The organism is Paenibacillus sp. FSL K6-1096 (genome assembly GCF_037977055.1).
Classification (GTDB): domain Bacteria; phylum Bacillota; class Bacilli; order Paenibacillales; family Paenibacillaceae; genus Paenibacillus_AQ.
Map to the genome: position 1 here is coordinate 4,272,725 of NZ_CP150274.1, position 22,532 is coordinate 4,295,256.

The window sequence follows — 22,532 nt, forward strand, 5'->3', positions numbered from 1 at the left end:
TCCCAACCTCCGGATAGCGGAATCTCCGCATAAGCTGCTTTGCAATCAACCACAGTCCCCCGTTACCGGTACAGCTCCGGCCGCCGGTCGGCGAAGATCGGGATGTGCCCCCGCACCTCCCGGACCTTGGCGAGGTCAAGCTCGCCGGAGAGGATCTCTTCCCGCCCGGAGGCTTCGCAGACAATGTCGCCCCAAGGATCAATAATCATCGAATGTCCGGCAAAAGCATTCGCCGGATCACTCCCCACCCGGTTGCAGGCCACCACGTAGCACTGGTTCTCAATGGCCCGGCTGATGAGAAGCGCCCGCCAGTGGGCCAGACGGGGAAGCGGCCATTCTGCGCTGATGAACAGCACCTCTGCTCCGGCTGCCATATGGACCCGCACCCATTCCGGGAAGCGGAGGTCATAGCAGATCAGCCCGGCGCACGGAATGCCGTCCAGCCGGAACAGCCCTTTGGCTGCGCCGGGCCGGAGATAGAGATGCTCCTCCATCAGCTTGAACAGATGCAGCTTGCTGTACTCCGCGATGCGTTCCCCGGTGCGGCCGAAGACATACATGGTGTTGGTAATGCCTGACGCCTGCCTGGCGGCCACGGAGCCGGCCACGATATTTACACCATACTCCCGGGCCAGCCCGGAGATGAAGCTGCCGGTGGCCTGTCCTTCCGGATCTGCAATCGCGTCAAGGCGGGTCAGATCATACCCGGTGGTCCACAGCTCAGGAAGGATCAGGCAGTCCGGCCGTCCGGCGGCAGCCTCACGAATTAGGCGCTCAGCAGCAGCATAATTCACATCCGGTTTGCCGAATGCTATATCGAGCTGAATCAGGGCTATTTTCATGTCAAAGCCTCCTCAAAAAAATAGTTGACGGGTCAACGATTCCGGTGTAAAGTGTATTTTGCAAGAAAGATTTTGCACAATATATTTGCGTTAGGGGGTTTATTTTGAGAGAAGCACTGCCGGTTGACCATCAGATCTTTGAACTGCTGCAAGCCCTCCACAAAGGGATCGGCCCCAAGTTCGAACGCTGTGCAGGCGTGACTCCGACCCGGTTCCGGCTGCTGCATGAGCTGTACCTGGCCGATGAGATCAGTCAGATTTCGCTGCAAAAGCTGCTTAACATCGACGCCGCAGCCGTCACCCGCCACCTGCGGGGGCTGGAGGAGGGCGGCATGATTGCCCGCCGGAACAACCCTGACGACAACCGGGTTACGCTCGTCTCGCTGACCGTGCAAGGCCGGGAGCATATCGATGCTTACAGGGAGAACAATATCCAGTTCATCAGCGATCTTTTGACCGGATTCAATGAACAGGAGCGGGCGGTGCTCGCGGACATGCTAACCCGGCTGCAGTATAACATCAATAGACTGTAGCCCTACCCTATAATCAAACCATAAAGGAGCCAAACTTTCATGAACACTACTAAAAACAATGATTTCACCAGTATTATTACAGGACGCCGCTCAATTCGCAAATACGATCCATCCGTCAAAATCAGCAAAGAGGAAATGACCGAAATCCTGACTGAAGCCACACTCGCGCCTTCCTCGGTCAATATGCAGCCTTGGCGTTTCCTGATCATCGAGAGCCCGGAAGCCAAAGCGAAGCTGGCCCCAATCGCCAAGTTCAACCAGACCCAGGTAGAGACCTCAGCCGCAGTGATCGCTGTCTTCGGCGACATGAACAACTTCGATTATGCAGAAGAAATCTATGGAACTGCCGTTGAGCGCGGGCTGATGCCTGCAGAGGTTAAAGAAAGACAGCTGAAGGCCCTCAGCGCCCACTTTGCACAGCTGCCTGCAGCAGTGAACAGAGAGACGGTGATGATCGATGCCGGCCTGGTCTCTATGCAGCTGATGCTGACTGCACGGGCACACGGCTATGACACCAACCCTATCGGCGGGTACGAGAAGGATCAGATTGCTGAGCTGTTCGGCCTCGACAAAGAACGTTATATTCCGGTTATGCTGATCTCGATCGGCAAAGCGGTTGACGAAGGCTACGCTTCGGTTCGCCTGCCGATTGACAAGGTTGCCCAGTGGAAATAAGCCATAACATGAGGGAGCTAAGCCGATGATTATTATTCACGCATTGCTTCACGTTAACCCTGAGCGGGAGTCCGATTTCCTTGCAGCGGCGAAGCCGCTGGTCGCTGCAACACATGAGGAAGAGGGAAACATCTCCTACGAGCTGTACAAGAGCGCAACCGAAGGTAATGTATATATTATGGTTGAAGCCTGGCGCGACCAGGCTGCCGTAGGCGCCCATAATACAAGCCCGCACTTCACCGGCTTTGCCGCCAAAGCGGGAGAGTTCCTGACAGCACCACTGGATGTGAAGGTGTACACCGCTGAGGAGCTGAGCAAATAATATTATTTGCAGGCAAGCGATCTATTCCGGGATGCCCGGCAGTCTTAAGGCTGCTGCGGCATCCTTTTTGCTTACTCCGCCTGTTATTCCCGGTGCGCCGGATCATGTATAATAGCGGTAGACAACAGATGAAGATGGGGCGAAATGAAGATGCGTATACATATTCTTGGACAAGGTCCCCGGAAGGACGAAGTGAGCTTCAGCACCGCTGAGTTCGGGCACGGGAGGGCAATCTGGTGCGGCTCTCCCGTTCAGCCGGGGGATGAGCGGGATGTGGAGCTGGAGGTGCCGGGCCTGCTTATGAGCTGGGTCGATATGGTGCCTGCGGCAGGCGGGACCGTTGGGCTGCGAAGCGAAGGGGATTCAGTTTTTCTTACCGGACTGCTTGAGAATATTGAGGAGGATGGGACCGGAGCCTTGCGGATCGGCGGTGATCTGATCATGTTTGAATGCTTAGGTGAGCCTATGGTGCTAGGGGCGCTTGTGGAGATCAGAACCCGGGAAATCAGACTGTATCCGGTGAATCTGTGAGGACGTCCGGTCCCGGGCAGGAGGAAGGAATTGCGCACCTGGCATAGCCACCTTCCGGCAAATGAGCTACACTATTATAGATTGGCAAGTATAGATAAGGAGCAGAGGCTTGATGAACAGCGATATTCAGCAATTCAAGACGGAATTCTTCAAGGCGCTGGCGCATCCGATGCGGATTCGGATTCTGGAGCTGCTCAGCGAAGGCGAGAAGAATGTGAACGAGCTGCAGTCGATCCTCGGCTCGGAGGGCTCTGCGGTATCCCAGCAGCTGGCCGTACTCCGGGCGAAGAATGTGGTCACCAGCGTTAAGGAAGGGACCACCGTGATTTATGCACTCCGCGATCCCCTGATTAAGGATCTTCTGGCGGTAGCCAGACAGATTTTTGACAACCATCTGGTAAGCACTATCTCTTTGCTTGAAGGCATCCGCAGCGAATAACCCCGGCCTCCGGGGGCGGATTACCCCGTTGACAAGAGCGGCGGGCAGGAGTAATGTGTGTCTTATATTCAAATAATCAGATATTTAGAGAAAAGAAGGTTAGAGCATGACAGGCTGGGGCCGGTTCAAGGGCTACAACATTGCTTCGCTGCGTAAGGATATCATTTCAGGGACAATCGTCGGCGTCATTGCCATCCCTTTGGGGATGGCATTTGCTATTGCTTCCGGGGTTAAGCCGGAATACGGAATTTATACCACCATTGTGGCCGGTATTCTGATCTCTTTGTTCGGCGGCTCAAGATTTCAGATTGGCGGACCGACCGGGGCATTTATTCCGATTCTGTTCGCCATCGCCATGCAGTACGGGTATGAGAACCTGCTGATTGCCGGCATGATGGCCGGAGTCATCCTCGTGCTGATGGGGGCGCTGCGGCTGGGGGTACTCATCCGGTTCATCCCGAAGCCGGTGACCATCGGTTTTACGGCAGGGATTGCCGTGATTATTTTTACCGGACAGATTGCCAATTTCCTGGGCCTGCGCGATATGCAGCGGCATGAGAGCTTCGTGGATAATATGAAGGAGATCGGAGCGCATCTGTCCACAGTCAATCTGTACAGTATTCTGACAGCAGCGGTATGTCTGGGGGTTGTGGTTCTGGGGATGCGGTTTGCCCCGAAGGTGCCGGGTTCGCTGATCGGGCTGCTGTGTGCGACCGTTATCGCAGCCCTGTTCTTCAGCGGCAAGGTCACGACCATCGGCTCGGCCTACGGAGATATTCCGAATACTCTTCCGAGCTTTCACTTTCCGGTGATTACCTGGGACAAAATCAAGCTGCTCATCCGCCCTGCATTCATTATAGCGATGCTGGGCGCGATTGAGTCGCTGCTGTCCGCCGTTGTGGCCGACGGGATGTCAGGCACCCGCCATGACAGCAACCGGGAGCTGATCGGCCAGGGGGTCGCCAATATCGCCGCTCCGCTGTTCGGCGGCATTCCGGCAACCGGTGCGATTGCCAGAACCGCGACCAATATCCGCAGCGGCGCAGCTTCTCCGCTCTCCGGCGTGATACACGGTGTAGTCGTGTTCCTGATTCTGCTGCTGTTCGCTCCGTATGCCTCCAGCATTCCGCTGGCGGCCATGGCCCCCATCCTGATGGTCGTGGCCTGGAATATGAGTGAGCGCAAGGAATTCCTGCACCTGCTGAAGCTGAAGACCGGGGATTCCCTGGTGCTGGTCATCACCTTCCTGCTGACCGTATTTGCGGACCTGACGGTAGCGGTTGAGGTGGGGCTGGTTCTGGCCGTCGTCCTCTTTGTGAAGCGGATGGGAGAGGTGCATAGTGTCGCTAAGGTGCTGCCAGACCCTGCTTCGGTCAAGGTGGCGGCGCATATGGTAACGGAGAGCCATGATTGTCCGCAGATCGGCATCTACAATGTGGAGGGTCCGCTGTTCTTCGGTGCAGCCTACCGCTTCGATCATACGATGCCGGAGCTGGGCCCGGACCAGCCGAAGCTGATCCTGCTGCGTATGGGCAAGGTGCCGCTGATGGATACCACAGGCGAGGCTAATCTGGCCGCGCTGGTCAAGGAGCTTGACGGGATTGGCGGAAAGCTGCTGATCTCGGGCATTCAGAGCCAGCCGCTGGAGCTGCTGAAGAGAACCGGGCTGTACGACCGGATCGGCGCAGCACAGTTCTATGACCATACCGGCGAGGCGATCAATGATGCGCTAGGCAATGTAAATCCGCACCGGTGCCGGGGCTGCGCACATATGGCCTTCAGGGAATGCAGCGCGCTCTGCAGCCCGGAAGAATCCGTATCCCGCAGCGGAACCTTCAAAGGACACACACCGGCTGTCGCCAGGAAACTGAGCGAAGGGGTATAAGGCAACCGCTGGAAGCCAGTCCCAAGGCAGTTGCAGCTACTGTAAATCACACACAGGCAGCGTTTCCCTTTATGGGCGGCGCTGCTTTTTTAATTTTGGGGCAAGGGTGCATAGGGAAATCCTGCAACAATTGCAACAATGCTGCCCAGGCAGAAGCGCTCTGCGATGGAATCCTGCACAAAATGCAACAAATCCAGTGCTAAACTTCCTCTAATTACAGAAAATTCTGCAAATGATGCAACATTTCTCCACAGCCAGTAACATTTATAAATGAATTCTGCAAATGTGCAACAATGTTCTCCATAACAAGCGGCTGGTGAGAGGGACTTTCAAGATTGACCACAGTTAAGCAGAGCGCAGCAATGATAGGGGAGAACACTTCAAGAGTGTATGCGAAAAACCGACTACATTCGACGTAGCGGGGGCGCGTGGGCGAAATGTAATCGAAAAACCGACCACATTCGACGTAGCGGGGGCGCGTGGGCGAAATGTAATCGAAAAACCGACTACATTCGGCGTGGCGGAGGCGTCGTAGGCGAAATGTAATCGAAAAACCGATCACATTGGGCAGCAGCGGAGGGCATACGCGCCAGCACTAATGCCCTTAAGTCCGCCGTCTGCCCCCGGAAGCAGGCGGATGAGTTAACCGCCCGACATTGGACTATCCCGGCCCTTATTTGTACAATCAAATAAATGGACTATACCAAGGTAAGGGGCGTAACACGTTATGAAGGAACTGAATTATGCTAGGGTCTTTATACTTTTGGCGGCAATGACGGCGGCTACACTGGGGGTGTACGGGGTGGTATCGCTGCGGACGGATACATTCTATGCCTTCCTGCTCTGGAACCTGTTCCTGGCCTGGGTGCCGTTCTTCTTCTCCATGGCGGCGCATGAGCTGGATAAGCGCAGGATTGGCGGTCTGCTGATACTGCCGCTGGGGATCGCCTGGCTGCTGTTCTTTCCGAATGCGCCTTACATTATGACCGATCTGGTGCATCTCACGGTCCGCAAGAGCCTGTACATCCTGGATGGAACCATCCAGAGCCGGTACTGGTATGACCTGGTGACCCTGCTTCTGTTCACCTGGAGCGGCTGGCTGACCGGCTTCTTCTCCTTATACCAGTTCCAGCACGTCATCTACCGCAAAAGCAATATGCTGCTCTCCTGGCTCTTCGTGCTGTTCGCCTGTGTCATGGGCGGCTACGGGGTGCTGCTGGGCAGAGTCTACCGGCTGAACAGCTGGGATGTGCTGACAGACCGCCATCAGCTGTACCGGCTGGTCGTGGAGAGCCTGAACCGGCAGTCGGTGTTCTTCAGCCTGTTCGTTGCCTCTGTGCTGCTGGTGATCTATGCCACGATGTATTGTCTGCTGAACGTGCTGGGTGGAGATAACCGCAGGACTTATTCCGGCGGCAGATAATCCTCATCCTCCGGGCCGGCCGCAAATACCTCTTCTAGCTCAGGTCCGGGAACATACTGGTATCGCTCCAGGTCAACCGTGCCCCGCTCGCCGAACACAATGCCCTCACCCTCCAGGTAGAGCCGCTGAAGCGAGGCGGATTCATCCTCGGTAAGCGAGATTCTGCCTTGGGCATTGATGACCCTGTGCCACGGCAGCTTATACTTGCGGCTCATCGAGTGCAGGATGCGTACAACCTGCCGTGCCGCCCTGGGGCTGCCGGCTGCCCGGGCAATCCCGCCGTAGGTCATGACAGCCCCTTCGGGGATAGATTGAATTATGCGGATTACTCGTTCTGTGAATGGTGTCATAATAGCTGCTCCTTTACCGGTAAGCGGACTGCTCTACAGAATCTAGCTCTAATAACCATACCATATTGTTGCCCCGCAGGCAGTCCCTGCGGGGTTATTTGCCGTTCCCGGGCGGGGAAGCCTGTATTCCTCGCGAATAGGAGTCAGAGAGGCGGGGGATAATCAGAGCAATAGACCATAGACCTGTGACAGGAGTGATGGCCGTGAGGAGCAAGGGTACCGCATTGAACAGCAAAGCTGCCGGTGAAAGAGCAGCAGAGCACCGCCCGCTAAGCGCTTCGCTGGAGGAGACGGTGGCGCTGCTGCGGAAGATTTTCAATAATGACGGCACGCTGAGAGTAAGAATTATAGAGAACAGCCAAGGCGCCGCTGTCCGCTGCGGGTTGATCTATGTGGACGGGATGGTGGACCGGAATCTGATCCAGAACGGGATTATTAAGCCGCTGTTGGCTTACAAGCCTGCGGAAGAGGAGCGCCGGGACCCGGCAGGTCTGATGGAGAGCATCCGCATGACCGTTATCGATGCCGCTGATGTGATGGTCTCTGAGGAGCTGGACGGGCTGATCGGGGCGATTGTCAGCGGGAAGGCGGTGCTGCTGGTGGAGGGCTATGCCGGAGGGCTGATCATCAATGTTCAGGGCTGGAATTCCAGAGCGATAGAAGAGCCTAATACCGAGAGGGCAGTGCGTGGTCCCCGGGAAGGCTTCACTGAATCGCTGCTGGTGAATCTGACCCTGATCCGCCGCCGGGTGCAGGACCCGGATCTGAAATTTGAATTCACTGAGATCGGGACACGCAGCAAGACACAGACCTGTATCTGCTATATGGAGAGCCTGGCCTCCCCCGCCATTCTTAAGGAGCTGTATGAGCGGCTGGAGAAGGTGGAGCTTGACCTCATTCTGGATACGGGTTATCTGGCTGAGCTGATCCGCGATGAGCCGTATTCTCCGTTTGAGACCGTCGGCAATACCGAACGTCCGGACACGCTCGTCAGCAAAATCATGGAGGGCCGGGTTGCCGTCCTCATCGAAGGTACCCCTTTTGCGCTGACCATTCCCTATATATTCGTTGAGAATTTCCAGGCCAGTGAGGACTACAATATCAACTATTACTTTGCTTCATTTAACCGCCTGCTCAGAGTAATGGGAGCCTTCCTGTCGATCAGTATCCCGGCCGGGTATATTGCCCTCGTAACCTATGCCCAGGAGATGGTGCCCACCCTGCTGCTGCTAAGTATCGCCACTGCGAGACAATCGGTGCCTTTTCCAACCATTGTTGAAGCGCTGCTTATGCTGACGATCTTCGAGGTGCTGCGGGAAGCGGGGGCACGGATACCGACATCGATCGGCCAGGCAGTAAGTATCGTGGGAGCGCTGGTGCTGGGCCAGGCTGCCGTCGATGCGCGGATTGTCAGTGCTCCGATGGTCATTGTGGTAGGACTTACAGGGATAACGACACTGCTGAATCCAAGGCTGACCGGGCCTTTGATTATAGCGAGACTGCTGCTGCTGGGCACCACCACACTGCTGGGTGTCTACGGATATTTCTTCGGCCTGCTCGGTCTGGTCATTCATCTGATGAGCCTCCGCTCCTTCGGCGTCTCTTATATGCTTGGGGTAGGCTCAATCCGTCCTCAGGATATCAAGGATACCGCTATCCGTGTGCCCTGGTGGGATATGAATCTGCGGCCTGCAGTGATCGGTATGCGCAACCGGAGAAGGAAGCCGCCGAAGAGGCCGGCCAAGCGGTCATGAGAGCCGTGACGAGAGGAATCCACGCCTTAGTCTCAGCAATGCTGCTGCTGAGCCTGGGCCTCACCGGCTGCTGGAATTATACTGAGGTCGATGATATGGCGATTGTGGCCGGAGTGGCCATTGACAAGGATGAGAAGACCGGGAAGCTGCTGCTTACAGCGGAGATTGTGGATACAGGCGAGACAACGGACAAGGCTCAGGCGGGCTACAAGATGGTCAGTCTCAGCGGGGATACGATGTTTGAAATCGTCCGCAATATGATCTCCATGACCGGCAAAAAGCTGTTCTGGAGCCATGCCAAGGTGATTATTTTCAGTGAGGAGGCAGCCAGAGAGGGTCTGGTCAAGGTCATTGACTGGTACAGCCGGGACACGGAGACCCGTTCGGATGTATTCATCTTCGTGTCAGGCGAGAAGACGGCCCGTGAGGTGCTTAATCTGAACAGTACGACCGAATCGATCCTGTCGTTTGAACTGGCCCAGATGATGCGGGATGAGAGATATACGAGCAGCGCCCCGGTCGTGGAGATATGGGATTTCATCGATAAGCTGGAGACAGCCGGGATCAATGCGACTGCACCGGTCATTCACATTCATAAGAAGAATAGCGAGAAGAGAGAGCGGGTAGCCGGTACTGCCATCTTCGTGAAGGACCGGATGGTGGGCAGGCTGAGCGGTGATGAGACGAGGACAATGCTTTTTGTCAAAAATGAACTGCACGGAGGTGTGCTCGTTGTGGATGATAAACGGGGGAATCCTGCGTATTCCCTGGAGATTGTCTCGAATCAGACCAAGCTGAAGCCCGGCATGGTAAACGGCAGGCTCCATATGCAGATTAACCTGAGGACCAGGACCGCACTGGATGAAGTCATGACACCGGAGGGATTTCTCAAGGATGAGAGCATACACGATATCGAGCAAAGGGCCAGTGAGCGCCTGCAGGCGGATATTCTTACGCTAATTCATAAGATGCAGCAGCAGTATAGTGCTGATATTTTTGGTTTCGGGGAGAAGGTATATGAGAACCAGCCCAAGCGCTGGGCCCAGATGAAGGAACGCTGGCCTGAGGTCTTTGCTGATCTCGAAGTGAGTGTCGATTGCAAAGTGACGATACAGAGCACCGCCAAGACTTCACGGGCCATCCGGCTGGGGGATTAGGCATGGTCATTTACGTGATATTGGTCTACGCACTGATCGCGGTAATTGATCCCTACGGCCTGCGTAAGAAAAAAATGAAGCGGGATTTCCTGGTCTGCTCGGCCCTGTACCTGATCTCCTTTGCGCTGGCCTTCGCACTGTCGATGCGCTGGGAGATTCCCAGCCCGTCCCCGCTGATCGTTGAATGGGTGAAAAAGCTGTACTAGAGCGCACCGCGGAAGGAGGAGGAGAGTGTGAACAAAGAGATAATTCCAGCCGGGCAGTCCATCAGCATCGCTGTATTATTTGTCACCGGCGCTTCCCTGTTCCTGGGAACCTCGTCGCAATCCGGCAACAGCAGCTGGATTGCCCAGCTCCTGGCCATTCTGCTGGCCCTTCCGCTTATGCTGATCTATGCGAGACTCCATGCTCTGTTTCCGGGCAAGGATCTGTATGACATGCTGATTGAGGTGTTCGGCTCCGTCCCGGGACGGATGCTCTCTTGTCTGTATATCTGGTATTCTTTACATCTGGGAGCACTGGTGCTGCGCAATTTCGGGGAGTTCAGCAAGACCGTGGCTTTGACCGCGACTCCGATGCTGGCGCCAATGCTAATGATCGGCCTGCTCTGTATCTGGGTCGTTCACGCCGGGATAGAGGTGCTCGGAAGAAGCGCAAAGTTCCTGCTGCTGTTCTCGCTCATGGTTATAATCATCCTGCAGTTTCTCTCCGTACCCAAGTTCGAATACCACCATCTGAGACCGCTGCTCAGTGCCAGGTTTAACCTTATCCTTGCCGATACAGCAGGCTCGTTCACCTTCCCGTTTGCCGAGATCGTGGTCTTCCTGGGCGCTTTCGGATCACTTCCGGCCAAAGGCTCGGCCAAGCGGGTGCTGATTACCAGCACGCTGATTGCCGGGAGCATCATTATCATGATTACGCTGCGCAACCTGCTGATGCTCGGCCCTGATATACTGTCCGGCCTGTACTTTCCCTCTTATGTGGCGGTCAGCCGGATTAATATCGGTGATTTCGTCACCCGGATTGAAGGCTCGGCGGCGATTGTATTCGTTACGGCGCTTTTCATTAAGGTCAGTCTGTGCCTGTACGTAACCTGCAACGGGGTGGCTAAGGTATTCAAGCTTCAGAGCTACCGGTCTGTAGTGCTCCAGATGGGGCTGATCATGGTCTATCTGTCGGAATTCATCTATACCAATATCATGGAAATGGAATATTTCGCTTATCACATCTACAAGATATACGCTCTTCCATTCCAGGTGGTGATCCCTGTGCTGCTGTGGCTGACAGCCGAGCTTGTTGTCCGCAGAAGGGGCAGCAGGCAGCAGGCGCTTCCCGAGCAGCAGCCGGAATAACGTGCCATATCCTCCGCACTGCTGTGCGTGGTCAGTTCTGTTTCAACCTGTGCTGAAGTTAGCTATAATGAGAGGCAGAGCGAGCCTATTAGACAGGTTATGACAGGAAAGGCGTGAACTTAAGATGAGCGTATCCAGCATTGTAATGTCCTCCCATTGGGGCCGGGAAGTGAGACATAAACTGATTACCCAGGAATCCAAGGTGCTGGCGGTGGTGTTCCCCGGACAGAATTATTCGGCTGAGCGGCCGCTGCTGGAATATGCGGGCAAGCTGGCCCGCGAATACGGCTGCGATCTGCTGCAGCTCGAATACGGCTACCAGAGTGCGAGAGTAGCCTTCAAGCGCGAGGAGATCGATATTGTGGCCGAGGAATGCAAGATTGCGCTGGCCTCGCTGCCCGATTATGAGCAGCTGCTGTTCATCAGCAAGAGCATGGGAACCATTATTGCCGGCAAGGTGGCTGCGGACCCGGCGGTTGGGGAGAAGGTATCCCATCTGTTCCTGACCCCGGTTCCCGAGAGCCTTCCGTTCATCCGGCAGAGCCGCGGCAGTGTGATCTACGGCGGAAGTGATCCGATGTTCACCGGGCAGTATCCCGCCGAGCTCAGCACCATGAAGCAGATCAGGGTGTACCGAATTGACGATGCCAACCACGCCCTGGAGGTGGAGAGTGTCAATGAATCGCTGGCCGTGCTGCTGGTCATTATTAATTTCTATCATGAATTTTTCCGTGATTCACTATAGGGGGGAGCTAGCACATGATTACAGAAGCGGCAATGCTGCAGGTGAAGCCGGAACAGACCCGGCAGTTTGAGCAGAGCTTCAGGGAGGCCTCTCCGCTGATTGCTTCGATAGACGGTTATTTGGGCCATGAGCTTCAGCACTGTCTGGAGGATGAGCATAAATATCTGCTGATCGTCAGATGGCGCAGCCTGGAGGATCATACGGTGGGCTTCAGGGAGTCGGCGCAGTATCAGGAGTGGAAGGCCCTGCTACATCATTATTACAGCCCTTTTCCTGTAGTGGAGCATTATACGCAGGTCAGTCTGGATTAGTGGAGAGGGAGTGCGGCTTGGATGCAGGGGAATGTGATTGGTGAGGGTAAAACGGCGGAAGTTAGAGAGTATGGGGAAGGTAAAATCCTTAAGCTCTACCGGGACTGGGTGCCCGCTCAGCATGTGGATTTTGAATACCGGCTCAGTAAGCTGATCTATGAACAAGGCGTGGCTACACCGGAGCCGTATGAGCGGATTCAGGTGGAGGGCAGACAGGGAATTGTATACCAGCAGATTATGGGGCCAACACTGCTGAAGCTGATGGGCCGCAAGCCCTGGCTGATCTTCAGCTGCTTCAGGCAGATGGCCGCCCTCCACTACAGTCTCCATCAGCTGGACGGCCTAGGCGAAGCCGGGGGACAGAAGAGGCTTCTGGAGAGCAATATCACCGATGCCCCTATGCTTGAGGTGGACGAGAAGTCGCGTATTCTGGCTCAGCTGGCCCTTCTCCCGGAGGGGAAGAAGCTGTGTCATGGCGATTTCCACCCGGACAATATCCTGATGGACAATAAGCTGTGGGTGATTGACTGGATGACCGGCGTCAGCGGGAATCCGGCGGCGGATGTGGCACGGTCTTTCATTATGTTCAGCTTCGGAGCTATTCCTGAAGGAGCTTCTTCGTTTATGAAGCGCTTCATCACCTTTGCCAGAAAACGCATGACCGCGCAGTATCTTAGGAAATATTTTAAATTGTCCGGGCTGTCCCCCGGAGAGATTGAGCCATGGATCCTTCCGGTGGCGGCTGCACGGCTGGTGGAAGGACTTTCGCTCCCCGAGAAGGAGCTGCTGGTCAGTGAAATCCGCAGGCGGCTGGCGGCATTGCCTCTGGCCCGTTAATTTTGCAGAGAAGGCAGGGCGCTTATGAATACATACATTGCTTGGCTGCGCGGCATTAATGTCGGCGGCAACAAGGTGATCAAAATGCAGGATCTGAAGACCGCGCTCGGGACGCTTTCATTCAGGAATGTACGGACCTACATCCAGAGCGGCAATGTCGTATTTGAGAGTGAAGCGTTAACTAGCGACGGGCTGGCGGAGATGATTAGCGTGAAGATCCGGGAGACCTTCGGCTTCGCGGTTCCTGTGATGATCCGCTCTCTGGAGGAGCTGGAGGCGGTGATTGCAGGCAATCCGTTCCCGCTGAGTGAGCCGGAAGAATTCAAGCGGCTGTATGTCTCGTTCCTGGCAGCGGAGCCTGCGGCTGAGGCGCTGGAGAAGCTCCGTCCCTATGGGCAGGGTGCGGATCAGGTGCGGTTGATCGGTAAGGAAATGTATACGTACTATGAAGTGAGCGTAAGTGAGTCGCCGCTGTTCAAGGTGCCGTTCGACAAGCTGCTGGGAACGGAGCTCACCGCCCGCAACTGGAATACGCTGAACAAAGTGGCGGCACTGGCCCGCAAGCCATAAATTGAATGGCACTCATTAACTGAAACTTAGATGGATACCCCCGCCTTTTGTCCGGCCGTAGCTATTGAAGCGGTACGGACAACGGGGCGGGGGTAATTTCGTATGCTCTTGTGCCGGAGTCAGATTCAGCAAACATTCAGCGGGATTTCATTATTGGTTAAGCTCCCGATGCCATAATAGGCCTAAGAAATGAATGAATCGGAGTGAACCTAATGACGAAACGGCTGAGAAAAACAAACGCCGACCCGGTGCTGCTGCTGACCCTGCTGCTGGCAGCCGTGCTGTACGGGTACGGAATCTGGAATGATACCTATGCCAATACGTACTATACAACCGCAGTAGGAAGTATGCTGCAAAGCTTCCATAACTTCTTCTTCGCCTCTCTGGATTCAGCGGGGTCGGTCACCGTCGATAAGCCGCCGGTCGCCCTGTGGGTGCAGACCGTCAGCGCCCTGGTCTTCGGACTTCACGGCTGGAGTGTCATTCTGCCCCAGGTGCTGGCCGGTGTGGGTTCGGTAGCGCTGGTCTATCTGCTGGTGAAGCCGTCGTTCGGCCGGGCCGCTGCCCGGCTGGCCGCGCTGGCGATGGCCTCTGCGCCGGTAGCAGCGGCGGTCAGCCGCACGAATAATATCGACACCCTGCTGGTGTTCACCCTGCTGCTGGCCGCATGGTTTCTCTTTAGAGGCACCCGGAGCGGCCGGGCAGGCGGCCTGCTGGCTGCGTTCGGCCTGATCGGGGTGGCCTTCAATGAGAAAATGCTCCAGGCCTACATGGTCCTCCCTGCCTTCTATCTTTTCTATCTCCTGGCTGGCAAAGGGAAATGGAAGAAGAAGGGCGGCATGCTGGCCGCCTGCACGGCCGTTCTGCTGGTTGTGTCCCTATCCTGGGCGGTTATTGTCGATTCCATCCCTGCGGATAAACGCCCTTACATCGGCAGCAGCGGCACCAATTCGGTGCTTAACCTGGCCTTTGGCTATAACGGTATGTCCCGGCTGACCGGTGACCGCAGTCCTGGCGGAAGCGGTGGGGGCGGATTTGGCGGCTTCGGCGGCGGGGTGATGCCTGGGATGAACGGGGAAATGCCGGACTTTAACGGTGAATTCCCGCCCATGGATGGAACGGACGGGCAAGGTGGCGCAGACAGGCAAGGGATGATGAACGGCCGTGATTCCGCCGCCGGGGATAATCAGAGCCGTGACAGCGGCGGGACTGCTTCAGGCCAGGACGGCGGCGGTGGCGGCATGGTGCCGGGCGGTCAGGACGGCGGACGGCGCGGAGAAGAGGAGAACGGCGGATTCGGCGGGTTCGGCGGCCCGGGCGGGTTCGGTGTTCCGGGCGGACGCGGAGGGATGGACGGCGGCGGTGGCATGTTCAATACAGGTACACCCGGCCCGCTGCGGCTGTTCCAGCAGGAGCTGTCCGGTCAGGCCAGCTGGCTGCTGCCGTTCGTACTGTTCGGGAGCATCGGGATTTTAGCCAGCCTGCGTCGCAGGAACTTTACCGCGCAGCATAAGGAGACTCTGTTCTGGCTGGCCTGGCTGGTGCCTGTCATGGGCTTCTTCAGTATCGCCGGATTCTTCCACCAATATTATCTGATTATGATGGCTCCGCCGGTCGCTGCGCTGTCCGGTGCAGGCTGGTCTCAGCTCTGGAGCAGCTATAAGGAGCGCAGAGGCTGGCAGTCCTGGCTGCTGCCGGCAGCGATCCTTGGCACCACACTGCTCGAAGTGTACATCATCCGTCCGTATAACGGTACCATTGGCAGCGGCTGGTCCTCAGGCGTTCTGGCAGCAGGTATTGCTATGGCGGTGCTGCTGGTGATCCTGCGGCTGGTCAAGGCGGTGGGCAGTAAGCAGTCCTGGCTGCATGCTGCTGCGGTCACAGGGTTCCTGGTGCTGCTGATTGGTCCGCTCTACTGGGCGTTCACACCAATCACCTACGGCAATAACAGTATGACTCCCGCAGCAGGCCCGGACAGCAGCGGCCCCTTCGCCTTTGGTATTGGCAATATAAGAAGCATGGGCAACGCGCCTGGCGTGGACACCAGGGCCGGCATGGGCGGAATGGGCGGAAGAAACAACGCTGAGGGGATCAATCCGTCCCTGCTGGATTATCTTAAGGAGCATAACACGGGGGAGCAATATCTGTTCGCGGCGATGGATTACGGAACAGCCGCGCCCTATATCATCGATGAAGGCGAGCAGGTTGTCATCCTTAACGGCTTCAATGCCTCGGATACGCCGTATACCACAGAATCGCTGAAGGCGCTGATCGAGAGCGGTAAAGTGAAATACTTCCTCGTTACAGGCGGCGGAATGGGCGGCGGGCGCGGCGGCAATTCGGACATCACAGCGTGGATCACTGCGAATGGAACGGAGGTTCCGGCGGCCGACTGGCAGGGAACGCAGAATGACAACAATGCCGGAACCTTGTACGAGATCACTCTGAAGTAACTAACCCTAAACTAACCTGCGGGAGCAGAAGAAGAAGCGCGCATACCCGGCTGCGGCCAGGTATACGCGCTTCTTTAATTCTTTGGCTGGATTTATTCTATTATTGGTTCGTCTTTTAGGGCAAATCAAAGTGAGATCTATTGTAGAAAATGCAGGCCTGTTGATTAGCCAAAAAAAGGTAGAAAAAAGGCCGCTCATTCGGTAAAGTGTTTGTACCCCTACAAACATCCGAAACGAGGCGACCTCATGAAAAAGTCTACTTCAATCTCGAACATTCTGCAATTAGTGATTCCTGAAGAGAAACTCTCACCGTTTCTTCAAGAACTTGAATATGTCGATACAGCAAGAAAGTTTACCGTCTATGACCTCTTTTTATTCTTGGCGGAGGCTTCGTTCCAGCAGTGGGAGGGATATCGGGATGGTGAAGTACGCATGGATTCCAGCGGCCTTAGACCCGTAGACCATTCAACGCTTTCCAAAAAAGCGAAAGATGTTCCCTTCGAGCTTTTTAAGCAATTGCTGAACCTCATGATTGATCTGTGTAATCGCTCGACCCGAAGACATTTAGGGATTCCCAAAGCCTTACTTCTCGTCGATTCCACCAAAATTACCGTCGGGAAAGAACGGCTTCCTTGGGCTCCGCTGAAAGGCGAACGCGCAGGAATCAAATTACACGTGTCGGTGGTGGCCGATGAAGGCCGGCTCTTTAAGGTGACCGAGACCACAGGGAATTCCCATGATTTTAAAAGCTGTCCCGAGCTGATCGACAAACGGTTTATTATCGTAGCCGATCGGGCGTATGGCAGTCACAAACGATTCGATGAGTATCTGGAGCAGCACCAATGCTTTGTCATTCGGCTTCGGGACAACACGCTCTTTCAGTCCCCGGTTGCCCGGATACGAAGCGAACCCTTCACAGGAACTCTCGAACAAGATTTCACCTGCCAATTAGGAAAAGGACAACGGCTTTCCAAGAACCGTTTTCGCGTAGTAATTCTAAGAGACCCACAAGGCAACCCGGTGATTCTTGCTACGAATCTGCACTGGCACTCCGCTGAGCGGATTGCAGAAATTTACAAGAAGCGGTGGCAGATCGAAGTGTTTTTTCGCTGGATTAAGCAGCATTTAAACATTCCAACCTTATTTGGGACCACACCCAATGCTGTGTACGGACAGTTGTATACCGCTCTACTGGTTTATGTGTTATTGAAATTCCTATTTGACGAAGGCAATGCAGGGGTGCATTGGAGCGCAAAACTAACATTTGCCGATTTTGACCGCTTATTTACGCTGCAACGTTTACCCGTTGAATGGATTACCTTTTTGACTAATGATCTTGCATTCCCATAATTTAGCTAATCATCAGGCGTGTAGAAAATGCAATTGGAGTTAGACAAGCATGTCTTACTCATGTAAAAGAGGGTGTCTCAAAAGCCATGAAATGGCTGCTTGAGACACCCTTGTTTTTTAGTTAGAGGTACTTACCTCGTGGTGAGGACGCTCCGCGAACGGACTGTTGTTCCCATCGATGATATTACCTGCGCGTCAGCAAAATGTATGCTGTTTTTCGCATACATTCAGGCCATATGCCTGCGTCCGCGCACAATGTATGCTGTTTTTCGCATACATTCAGGCCACATGCCTGTGCATCAGCACAATGTATGCTGTTTTCCACATACATTCAGGCTACATGCCTGCGCATCATCAAAATGTATGCTGTTTTTCGCATACATTCGGGCTACATGCCTGCGCATCATCAAAATGTATGCTGTTTTCCGCATACATTCGGGCCACACGCCTGCACGCCAGCAAATGTATGCTGTTTTTCGCATACATAATTCCCACGATAAAACCAGCTGTCACTTTTGGGACAGCCCCTTTGGCGAGCAGCCGCTGCCTACGCCTTCAGCAGATCATGATCGACATACCGCGTGCCGTTCAGCTCGCTGATGATGTTAACCGCAACCTTGGCGCCGTCTCCGGCAGTGATAATCGCGTGTACACTCATTCCGGCCACGGTTCCGGCGGCCCAGATGCCGTCGATGTTGGTTCTGCCCTCCGGGGTAACAGCGATGACCGTCTTGATTCTTGGCTCGGTGCCGTCCTTGGTCGCAACTCCGGCCGCAGCGGCCAGATCCGTCAGTACACCTGTCGCCAGCACGACATGCTTCGCTTCATAGGAAGCGCCGCTCTCCGTCCCGATGACGAAGCCTTCACCGCGTGACTCCAGAGAGACGGCCTGCCCGGCCACCAGCTCTGCCCCGAACTTCACAGCCTGCTTGTGCCCGGTCTCGACCAGATCAGGCCCGCCGATTTCAGGGATGCCGTAGTAGTTCTCGTACCAGCCTCTGCGGGTCATACCCTTATCATTGTCAATCAGCAGTGTGGATTTGCCTGCTTTGGCAGCAAACAGGGCAGCGCTTGCACCGGCAGGACCGGCACCGATAATGGCGATTTCGTACATGAGATTACCTCCTAAAAGTTTTGATGGGAAAAATGGATAGCATAGCCTTCCTTGAACCACTTCGCAAAGCTCGCTTCGCTCTGTCCTCTATTATATCGCTAACTGCCGCCTCTTAGCGAATCCGGATGATATGGAAGAGTCAGCGTGAAGACGGAGCCTTCACCCGGGGTGCTGGATACGGTGAGCGCTCCCCCGTGTGCCTGGGCAATGGACTTGGCGATGGACAATCCGAGTCCCGAGCCGCCGTATTTGCGGGTGCGGGAGGCATCGCTGCGGTAGAAGCGGTCGAAGATATGGGGCAGATGTTCAGCAGCGATGCCGGGGCCGTTATCCTTCACGGCCAGCTCAGCCATGTCTTCCCGGGCGCGGAGCGACACCCGGATCATGCCGGTGTCCGCATCCGTATGCTGCACGGCATTGTGGAACAGGTTCAGCAGAACCTGTCTGATCCGGTCCGGGTCAGCATGGCACTGTACGCCGGGGGCGATATCGAAGACAACCCTGCGGCTTCCGGCCAGCACCCGCAGCTGCGGCTGCATGTCGCCGATCAGCCCGTCCAGCGGCAGCTCCCGGGTCTGCATCTGCGGGGCGCTGTCCATGCGGGCCAGCAGCAGCAGGTCTTCAACCAGCTGGTTGATCCGCTTGGCTTCGCCGTGCATGGAATGCAGTGCGCTGTATAGCTGCTCCCGGTTATCCGCTGCTCCGCGGAGCAGCACCTCCAGGAAGCCGTAGATTGAAGTCAGCGGCGTCCGCAGCTCGTGGGAGGCATCCGCCGCGAACCGGCGCATCTGTTCCTTGGCCTCGCGCTCCGCCTGGAAGGAGCGCTCCAGCCGCTCCAGCATGCCGTTGAAGGAACGGGCGAGCCGGTCGATTTCAAGCTGGCCCTGCCCGTCCGGGAAGCGGACATCCAGTTTGCCGGCGTCGATCACCCGGGCGGTCTTCCCCATATTGGACAGCGGAATCAGTGTTCTGCGCAGCGCCGGCAGATAGAGAAGGACTCCGGCCAGCAGGGCAGCGGCCGACAATCCGCCGAAGACCAGCAGCTGCCGCAGGATGACCTCCCGTAGCGGCCCGGTCTCCGTGCTCATCTGCAGCAGCATCCGGGTGCCCCCCGGCCGGCCGGAATTCATGACGATGACCAGATGCTCGCTGCCGTCCCCGGCCGGCAGCAGCTGGTAGTTTCCGGCCAGCTTGCCCGGCGGCAGCATCAGCAGGCGGTTATATTCCCTGTTGCTCATTCGGGGCGCAGAAGTCGTGGACAGCGTCTCTTCCTGCAGATCCCTGAAGCTGCCGTCCGGGCTGTAGAGGGCAAGCGTGGCCCGGGCGTCCAGCATCAGCGGCCAGCGGTCACTGCCCTGGTGTCTGCCTCCGCCGGGCCAACCGGGATTGTTCAGCAGGAATTCAACCGGCAGGGAGCGCAGCTGCGCCTCCATCACCTCCGCCCGGTTGGTGTAGATTACATCCCGCATCAGCACGTACTGGAGAATGCCGATCAGAATAAGCAATACAGATAGAATGAGCAGCGAGGCGGCGAGCAATTGCTTGCGTAAAGAGCGGAGGCTTCGGAAACGGCCTTTACGGCCCGGGCGTCTGCCTGTCATATCAGATCCAGCCGGTATCCTGCGCCGCGCAGCGTGCGGATTACCCGGTGCTCCTTGTCCCCAAGCTTCTCCCGCAGGGAGCGGATATACACCTCCACGATGTTCTCCTCACCGCCGAAGTCGTAGCCCCACACCTTGTCCAGAATCATCGGCTTGCTAAGCACCAGCCCATGATTGATCACCAGATACTGCAGCAGCTCATACTCCGTCGGAGACAGCTCCAGCACCGCGTCCTTATAGCGGATTTCCTTGCGGCGGTTATCAATCCGGAAGGGGCCGCAGCGCACTTCGCCGAGCAGCCCCGGGAAATGATTGCGCAGCCGCGCCTGAATCCGCGCCAGCAGCTCCCCGAAGCTGAACGGCTTGACCATATAATCATCCGCGCCCAGATTGAGTCCTGCGATGCGGGTCTGAACCTCGTCCTTCGCCGTCAGCATAATAATTGCCGCTTCCGCCTCCTCCAGACGGAGCTGGCGGCACACCTCGAAGCCGTCCATACCGGGCATCATCAGATCGAGAATAATGACATGCGGCTTGAAGCCGGCCGCCGCTGCAAGAGCAGCCTCGCCATCCGCCGCTGTCTGTACTTCATAGCCTTCATTGACCAGTCCCAGCTCCAGGAACTGGAGGATATGTGGCTCATCATCCACCAGGAGCAGGCGGATGCCTGTGCCTTGTGCCGCTTTCATCAGCAGTTCCCCCATTTTCAGAGATTGTAGTGTGTCCATAGTATGACGCCGGTGCCTGAACGCTGGCTGAATAATAGGTCTATGGAGCCAATTCTCCGATTCATCCCGGCCGTTTACGGTTAATCATAATGGTTAATTTAATTATAGCGAAATCTGAGTACGGAAACGCGGGAACATTCATGAGAAATACAGGGGTCAGCTAAAAGTTGAAACGGACAATAAAGGGTTTTGACGGCGGGCATAGAACACTATTAGAATAAGGATAATACCGGAGAAGCCCATGCGTTTACGCGGCGGTCCCGGCCACTCGTCCCTGTGCACTGTTTCCTTCCCCGTTTGAACCCGGATGTATCCCGTCACATGCATTTCTTATGGTTTACTTCTTTTATTACCTGTTTCAATACCCATAAGTCAAGGAGGCTCTTCCATGAAGAAAAAAGAGATGGTAGCTATGCTATTAGCGGGAGGCCAAGGGAAAAGATTGAAAGGGCTGACCAAGTCGATCGCCAAACCGGCTGTGTATTTCGGAGGAACCTACCGCATTATCGACTTCCCCTTAAGCAACTGCTCGAATTCGGGCATTGACACCGTGGGTGTGCTGACTCAATATGAACCGCTGGTGCTGCATTCGTACATCGGGGTCGGCAGTGACTGGGATTTGAACCGCAAGGACGGCGGCGTATTCGTCCTGCCTCCGCATGAACGGGAGAACGGAAGCAGCTGGTACCGGGGGACGGCGGATGCGATCTACCGCAATCTGAAGTTTGTCGACCAGTTCGACCCGGAGCATGTGCTGATTCTGTCGGGGGACCATATTTACAAAATGGATTACCACGCCATGCTTCAGTACCACAAGTCCAAGAACGCTGACTGCACCATCTCGGTCATTGACGTTTCGCTGGAGGAGGCCAGCCGCTTCGGTATCCTGAATACCGAGGAGGACCTCAAGATCTATGAGTTTGAAGAGAAGCCTGCCAAGCCCAAGAGCACGCTGGCTTCGATGGGAGTATATATTTTCAAATGGAGCGTCCTGCGCAAGCATCTGCTTGAAGACGGGGAGAACACCGGCTCGTCGCATGACTTCGGTAAGGATATCATCCCGATGATGCTGGACGAAGGCCAGTCGCTGTATGCGTATCCTTTTGAAGGCTACTGGAGGGATGTTGGTACGGTAGACAGCCTCTGGGAGGCCAACATGGATCTGCTGAGCGACACGCCGCCGCTGAACCTGAACGATACGGGCTGGAGAATCTACACCCGCAATCCGAATCAGCCTGCGCAGTATGTGGCCCCGGGAGCCAAAGTGTCGAGCTGCATCATCAATGAGGGCTGCATCGTGTACGGAGAGGTGAAGCATTCGGTGCTGTTCTACGGTGTGGAGGTCGGTGAAGGCAGCGTCATTACGGACTCTGTCATCATGCCCAAGGTCAAGATCGGCAAGAATGTGAAGATTCATAAGGCCATCATCAGTGAGAATACGGTCATTGAGGATAATATGGAAATTGGCATCGACCGGGAGGATGAGAATGAAATTCTGCTGATCGACAAACGGAACAAAAGGCTGAAATCGGCAGCAGCCAGAACCATATAACCACAAGA

General features: G+C 55.7%; 23 protein-coding genes. 18 read left to right on the plus strand and 5 right to left on the minus strand.

Going from position 1 to position 22,532, the window contains the following annotated elements:
* Window positions 1–62: 62 nt before the first annotated feature.
* Window positions 63–842 (minus strand): carbon-nitrogen family hydrolase, encoded by a 780-nt coding sequence (locus tag MHI24_RS19055; protein WP_340021102.1) that lies wholly within the window; start codon window positions 840–842, stop codon window positions 63–65.
* Window positions 843–946: 104 nt separating this feature from the next.
* On the opposite strand from MHI24_RS19055, the gene MHI24_RS19060 reads away from it, so the two are divergent.
* The 7 genes from MHI24_RS19060 to MHI24_RS19090 all read left to right on the plus strand — a co-directional run bounded on the left by MHI24_RS19060 (window position 947) and on the right by MHI24_RS19090 (window position 6,650).
* Window positions 947–1,375, plus strand: coding sequence for a MarR family transcriptional regulator (locus MHI24_RS19060; RefSeq protein WP_340021103.1), 429 nt, complete (start codon window positions 947–949; stop codon window positions 1,373–1,375).
* 39 nt (window positions 1,376–1,414) lie between these two features.
* Entirely contained in the window at window positions 1,415–2,050 is a 636-nt protein-coding gene (locus tag MHI24_RS19065; RefSeq protein ID WP_340021105.1) for a nitroreductase family protein, read from the plus strand.
* A 25-nt stretch (window positions 2,051–2,075) separates the two neighbouring features.
* Window positions 2,076–2,372 (plus strand): putative quinol monooxygenase, encoded by a 297-nt coding sequence (locus MHI24_RS19070; RefSeq protein ID WP_340021106.1) that lies wholly within the window; start codon window positions 2,076–2,078, stop codon window positions 2,370–2,372.
* 144 nt (window positions 2,373–2,516) lie between these two features.
* A complete protein-coding gene (locus MHI24_RS19075; RefSeq protein ID WP_340021107.1) occupies window positions 2,517–2,903 on the plus strand; it encodes a hypothetical protein in 387 nt (128 codons plus the stop codon).
* Between the two features lie 112 nt (window positions 2,904–3,015).
* Window positions 3,016–3,342, plus strand: coding sequence for a metalloregulator ArsR/SmtB family transcription factor (locus tag MHI24_RS19080; protein ID WP_340021108.1), 327 nt, complete (start codon window positions 3,016–3,018; stop codon window positions 3,340–3,342).
* Between the two features lie 106 nt (window positions 3,343–3,448).
* A complete protein-coding gene (locus MHI24_RS19085; protein ID WP_340021109.1) occupies window positions 3,449–5,227 on the plus strand; it encodes a SulP family inorganic anion transporter in 1,779 nt (592 codons plus the stop codon).
* A 727-nt stretch (window positions 5,228–5,954) separates the two neighbouring features.
* Window positions 5,955–6,650 (plus strand): DUF1361 domain-containing protein, encoded by a 696-nt coding sequence (locus tag MHI24_RS19090; protein ID WP_340021110.1) that lies wholly within the window; start codon window positions 5,955–5,957, stop codon window positions 6,648–6,650.
* Here the strand turns inward: MHI24_RS19090 and MHI24_RS19095 are convergent.
* Complete coding sequence (locus tag MHI24_RS19095) at window positions 6,632–7,000, minus strand: MGMT family protein (RefSeq protein ID WP_340021111.1); 369 nt, start codon at window positions 6,998–7,000, stop codon at window positions 6,632–6,634. The genes MHI24_RS19090 and MHI24_RS19095 overlap by 19 nt on opposite strands.
* 203 nt (window positions 7,001–7,203) lie before the next feature.
* On the opposite strand from MHI24_RS19095, the gene MHI24_RS19100 reads away from it, so the two are divergent.
* The 10 genes from MHI24_RS19100 (at window position 7,204) to MHI24_RS19145 (ending at window position 17,529) form a co-directional block, all read left to right on the plus strand.
* Complete coding sequence (locus MHI24_RS19100) at window positions 7,204–8,754, plus strand: spore germination protein (protein ID WP_340021112.1); 1,551 nt, start codon at window positions 7,204–7,206, stop codon at window positions 8,752–8,754.
* Window positions 8,751–9,911, plus strand: a complete 1,161-nt coding sequence (locus tag MHI24_RS19105) for a Ger(x)C family spore germination protein (RefSeq protein WP_340021113.1) — start codon at window positions 8,751–8,753, stop codon at window positions 9,909–9,911. Before MHI24_RS19100 ends, MHI24_RS19105 begins: the two co-directional genes overlap by 4 nt.
* A gap of 2 nt (window positions 9,912–9,913) precedes the next feature.
* Window positions 9,914–10,117, plus strand: a complete 204-nt coding sequence (locus MHI24_RS19110; RefSeq protein ID WP_340021115.1) for a hypothetical protein — start codon at window positions 9,914–9,916, stop codon at window positions 10,115–10,117.
* 27 nt (window positions 10,118–10,144) lie between these two features.
* Window positions 10,145–11,263 (plus strand): endospore germination permease, encoded by a 1,119-nt coding sequence (locus MHI24_RS19115; RefSeq protein WP_340021116.1) that lies wholly within the window; start codon window positions 10,145–10,147, stop codon window positions 11,261–11,263.
* Between the two features lie 124 nt (window positions 11,264–11,387).
* Window positions 11,388–12,008 carry a hypothetical protein gene (locus MHI24_RS19120; protein ID WP_340021117.1) on the plus strand — a complete coding sequence of 207 codons (621 nt, stop codon included), beginning with the start codon at window positions 11,388–11,390 and terminating at the stop codon, window positions 12,006–12,008.
* A gap of 14 nt (window positions 12,009–12,022) precedes the next feature.
* Window positions 12,023–12,319 carry an antibiotic biosynthesis monooxygenase gene (locus MHI24_RS19125; RefSeq protein ID WP_340021118.1) on the plus strand — a complete coding sequence of 99 codons (297 nt, stop codon included), beginning with the start codon at window positions 12,023–12,025 and terminating at the stop codon, window positions 12,317–12,319.
* 21 nt (window positions 12,320–12,340) lie between these two features.
* Window positions 12,341–13,156: an aminoglycoside phosphotransferase family protein gene (locus MHI24_RS19130; protein WP_340021119.1), complete on the plus strand. Its 816-nt coding sequence runs from the start codon at window positions 12,341–12,343 to the stop codon at window positions 13,154–13,156.
* A 24-nt stretch (window positions 13,157–13,180) separates the two neighbouring features.
* Window positions 13,181–13,726 (plus strand): DUF1697 domain-containing protein, encoded by a 546-nt coding sequence (locus MHI24_RS19135; RefSeq protein ID WP_340021120.1) that lies wholly within the window; start codon window positions 13,181–13,183, stop codon window positions 13,724–13,726.
* Between the two features lie 212 nt (window positions 13,727–13,938).
* The gene (locus MHI24_RS19140; RefSeq protein WP_340021121.1) at window positions 13,939–16,179 is read left to right on the plus strand and encodes a glycosyltransferase family 39 protein; all 2,241 of its coding nucleotides are present in this window, start codon (window positions 13,939–13,941) and stop codon (window positions 16,177–16,179) included.
* Window positions 16,180–16,425: 246 nt separating this feature from the next.
* A complete protein-coding gene (locus MHI24_RS19145) occupies window positions 16,426–17,529 on the plus strand; it encodes an IS4 family transposase (protein ID WP_340021122.1) in 1,104 nt (367 codons plus the stop codon).
* A gap of 547 nt (window positions 17,530–18,076) precedes the next feature.
* On the opposite strand, the gene MHI24_RS19150 is transcribed toward MHI24_RS19145, so the two are convergent.
* The 3 genes from MHI24_RS19150 to MHI24_RS19160 form a co-directional block, all read right to left on the minus strand.
* A complete protein-coding gene (locus MHI24_RS19150) occupies window positions 18,077–18,643 on the minus strand; it encodes an FAD-dependent oxidoreductase (RefSeq protein WP_340021123.1) in 567 nt (188 codons plus the stop codon).
* Window positions 18,644–18,741: 98 nt separating this feature from the next.
* Complete coding sequence (locus MHI24_RS19155; RefSeq protein ID WP_340021124.1) at window positions 18,742–20,244, minus strand: ATP-binding protein; 1,503 nt, start codon at window positions 20,242–20,244, stop codon at window positions 18,742–18,744.
* Window positions 20,241–20,933 (minus strand): response regulator transcription factor, encoded by a 693-nt coding sequence (locus MHI24_RS19160; protein WP_340021125.1) that lies wholly within the window; start codon window positions 20,931–20,933, stop codon window positions 20,241–20,243. The genes MHI24_RS19155 and MHI24_RS19160 overlap by 4 nt, the downstream gene beginning before the upstream one ends.
* Window positions 20,934–21,360: 427 nt before the next feature.
* Between MHI24_RS19160 and MHI24_RS19165 the strand changes: the two genes are divergently transcribed.
* Entirely contained in the window at window positions 21,361–22,524 is a 1,164-nt protein-coding gene (locus MHI24_RS19165; protein ID WP_340021126.1) for a glucose-1-phosphate adenylyltransferase, read from the plus strand.
* Window positions 22,525–22,532 lie beyond the last annotated feature (8 nt).

Bases quoted from the DNA above. Each gene is read 5' to 3' on its own strand.
- MHI24_RS19135 (WP_340021120.1), top strand. From the start codon at position 13,181: ATGAATACATACATTGCTTGGCTGCGCGGCATTAATGTCGGCGGCAAC.
- MHI24_RS19125 (WP_340021118.1), top strand. From the start codon at position 12,023: ATGATTACAGAAGCGGCAATGCTGCAGGTGAAGCCGGAACAGACCCGG.
- MHI24_RS19075 (WP_340021107.1), top strand. From the start codon at position 2,517: ATGAAGATGCGTATACATATTCTTGGACAAGGTCCCCGGAAGGACGAA.
- MHI24_RS19155 (WP_340021124.1), bottom strand. From the start codon at position 20,244: ATGACAGGCAGACGCCCGGGCCGTAAAGGCCGTTTCCGAAGCCTCCGC.
- MHI24_RS19160 (WP_340021125.1), bottom strand. From the start codon at position 20,933: ATGAAAGCGGCACAAGGCACAGGCATCCGCCTGCTCCTGGTGGATGAT.
- MHI24_RS19065 (WP_340021105.1), top strand. From the start codon at position 1,415: ATGAACACTACTAAAAACAATGATTTCACCAGTATTATTACAGGACGC.
- MHI24_RS19105 (WP_340021113.1), top strand. From the start codon at position 8,751: ATGAGAGCCGTGACGAGAGGAATCCACGCCTTAGTCTCAGCAATGCTG.
- MHI24_RS19130 (WP_340021119.1), top strand. From the start codon at position 12,341: ATGCAGGGGAATGTGATTGGTGAGGGTAAAACGGCGGAAGTTAGAGAG.
- MHI24_RS19070 (WP_340021106.1), top strand. From the start codon at position 2,076: ATGATTATTATTCACGCATTGCTTCACGTTAACCCTGAGCGGGAGTCC.
- MHI24_RS19165 (WP_340021126.1), top strand. From the start codon at position 21,361: ATGAAGAAAAAAGAGATGGTAGCTATGCTATTAGCGGGAGGCCAAGGG.
- MHI24_RS19145 (WP_340021122.1), top strand. From the start codon at position 16,426: ATGAAAAAGTCTACTTCAATCTCGAACATTCTGCAATTAGTGATTCCT.
- MHI24_RS19150 (WP_340021123.1), bottom strand. From the start codon at position 18,643: ATGTACGAAATCGCCATTATCGGTGCCGGTCCTGCCGGTGCAAGCGCT.
- MHI24_RS19120 (WP_340021117.1), top strand. From the start codon at position 11,388: ATGAGCGTATCCAGCATTGTAATGTCCTCCCATTGGGGCCGGGAAGTG.
- MHI24_RS19080 (WP_340021108.1), top strand. From the start codon at position 3,016: ATGAACAGCGATATTCAGCAATTCAAGACGGAATTCTTCAAGGCGCTG.
- MHI24_RS19140 (WP_340021121.1), top strand. From the start codon at position 13,939: ATGACGAAACGGCTGAGAAAAACAAACGCCGACCCGGTGCTGCTGCTG.
- MHI24_RS19090 (WP_340021110.1), top strand. From the start codon at position 5,955: ATGAAGGAACTGAATTATGCTAGGGTCTTTATACTTTTGGCGGCAATG.
- MHI24_RS19110 (WP_340021115.1), top strand. From the start codon at position 9,914: ATGGTCATTTACGTGATATTGGTCTACGCACTGATCGCGGTAATTGAT.
- MHI24_RS19095 (WP_340021111.1), bottom strand. From the start codon at position 7,000: ATGACACCATTCACAGAACGAGTAATCCGCATAATTCAATCTATCCCC.
- MHI24_RS19085 (WP_340021109.1), top strand. From the start codon at position 3,449: ATGACAGGCTGGGGCCGGTTCAAGGGCTACAACATTGCTTCGCTGCGT.
- MHI24_RS19055 (WP_340021102.1), bottom strand. From the start codon at position 842: ATGAAAATAGCCCTGATTCAGCTCGATATAGCATTCGGCAAACCGGAT.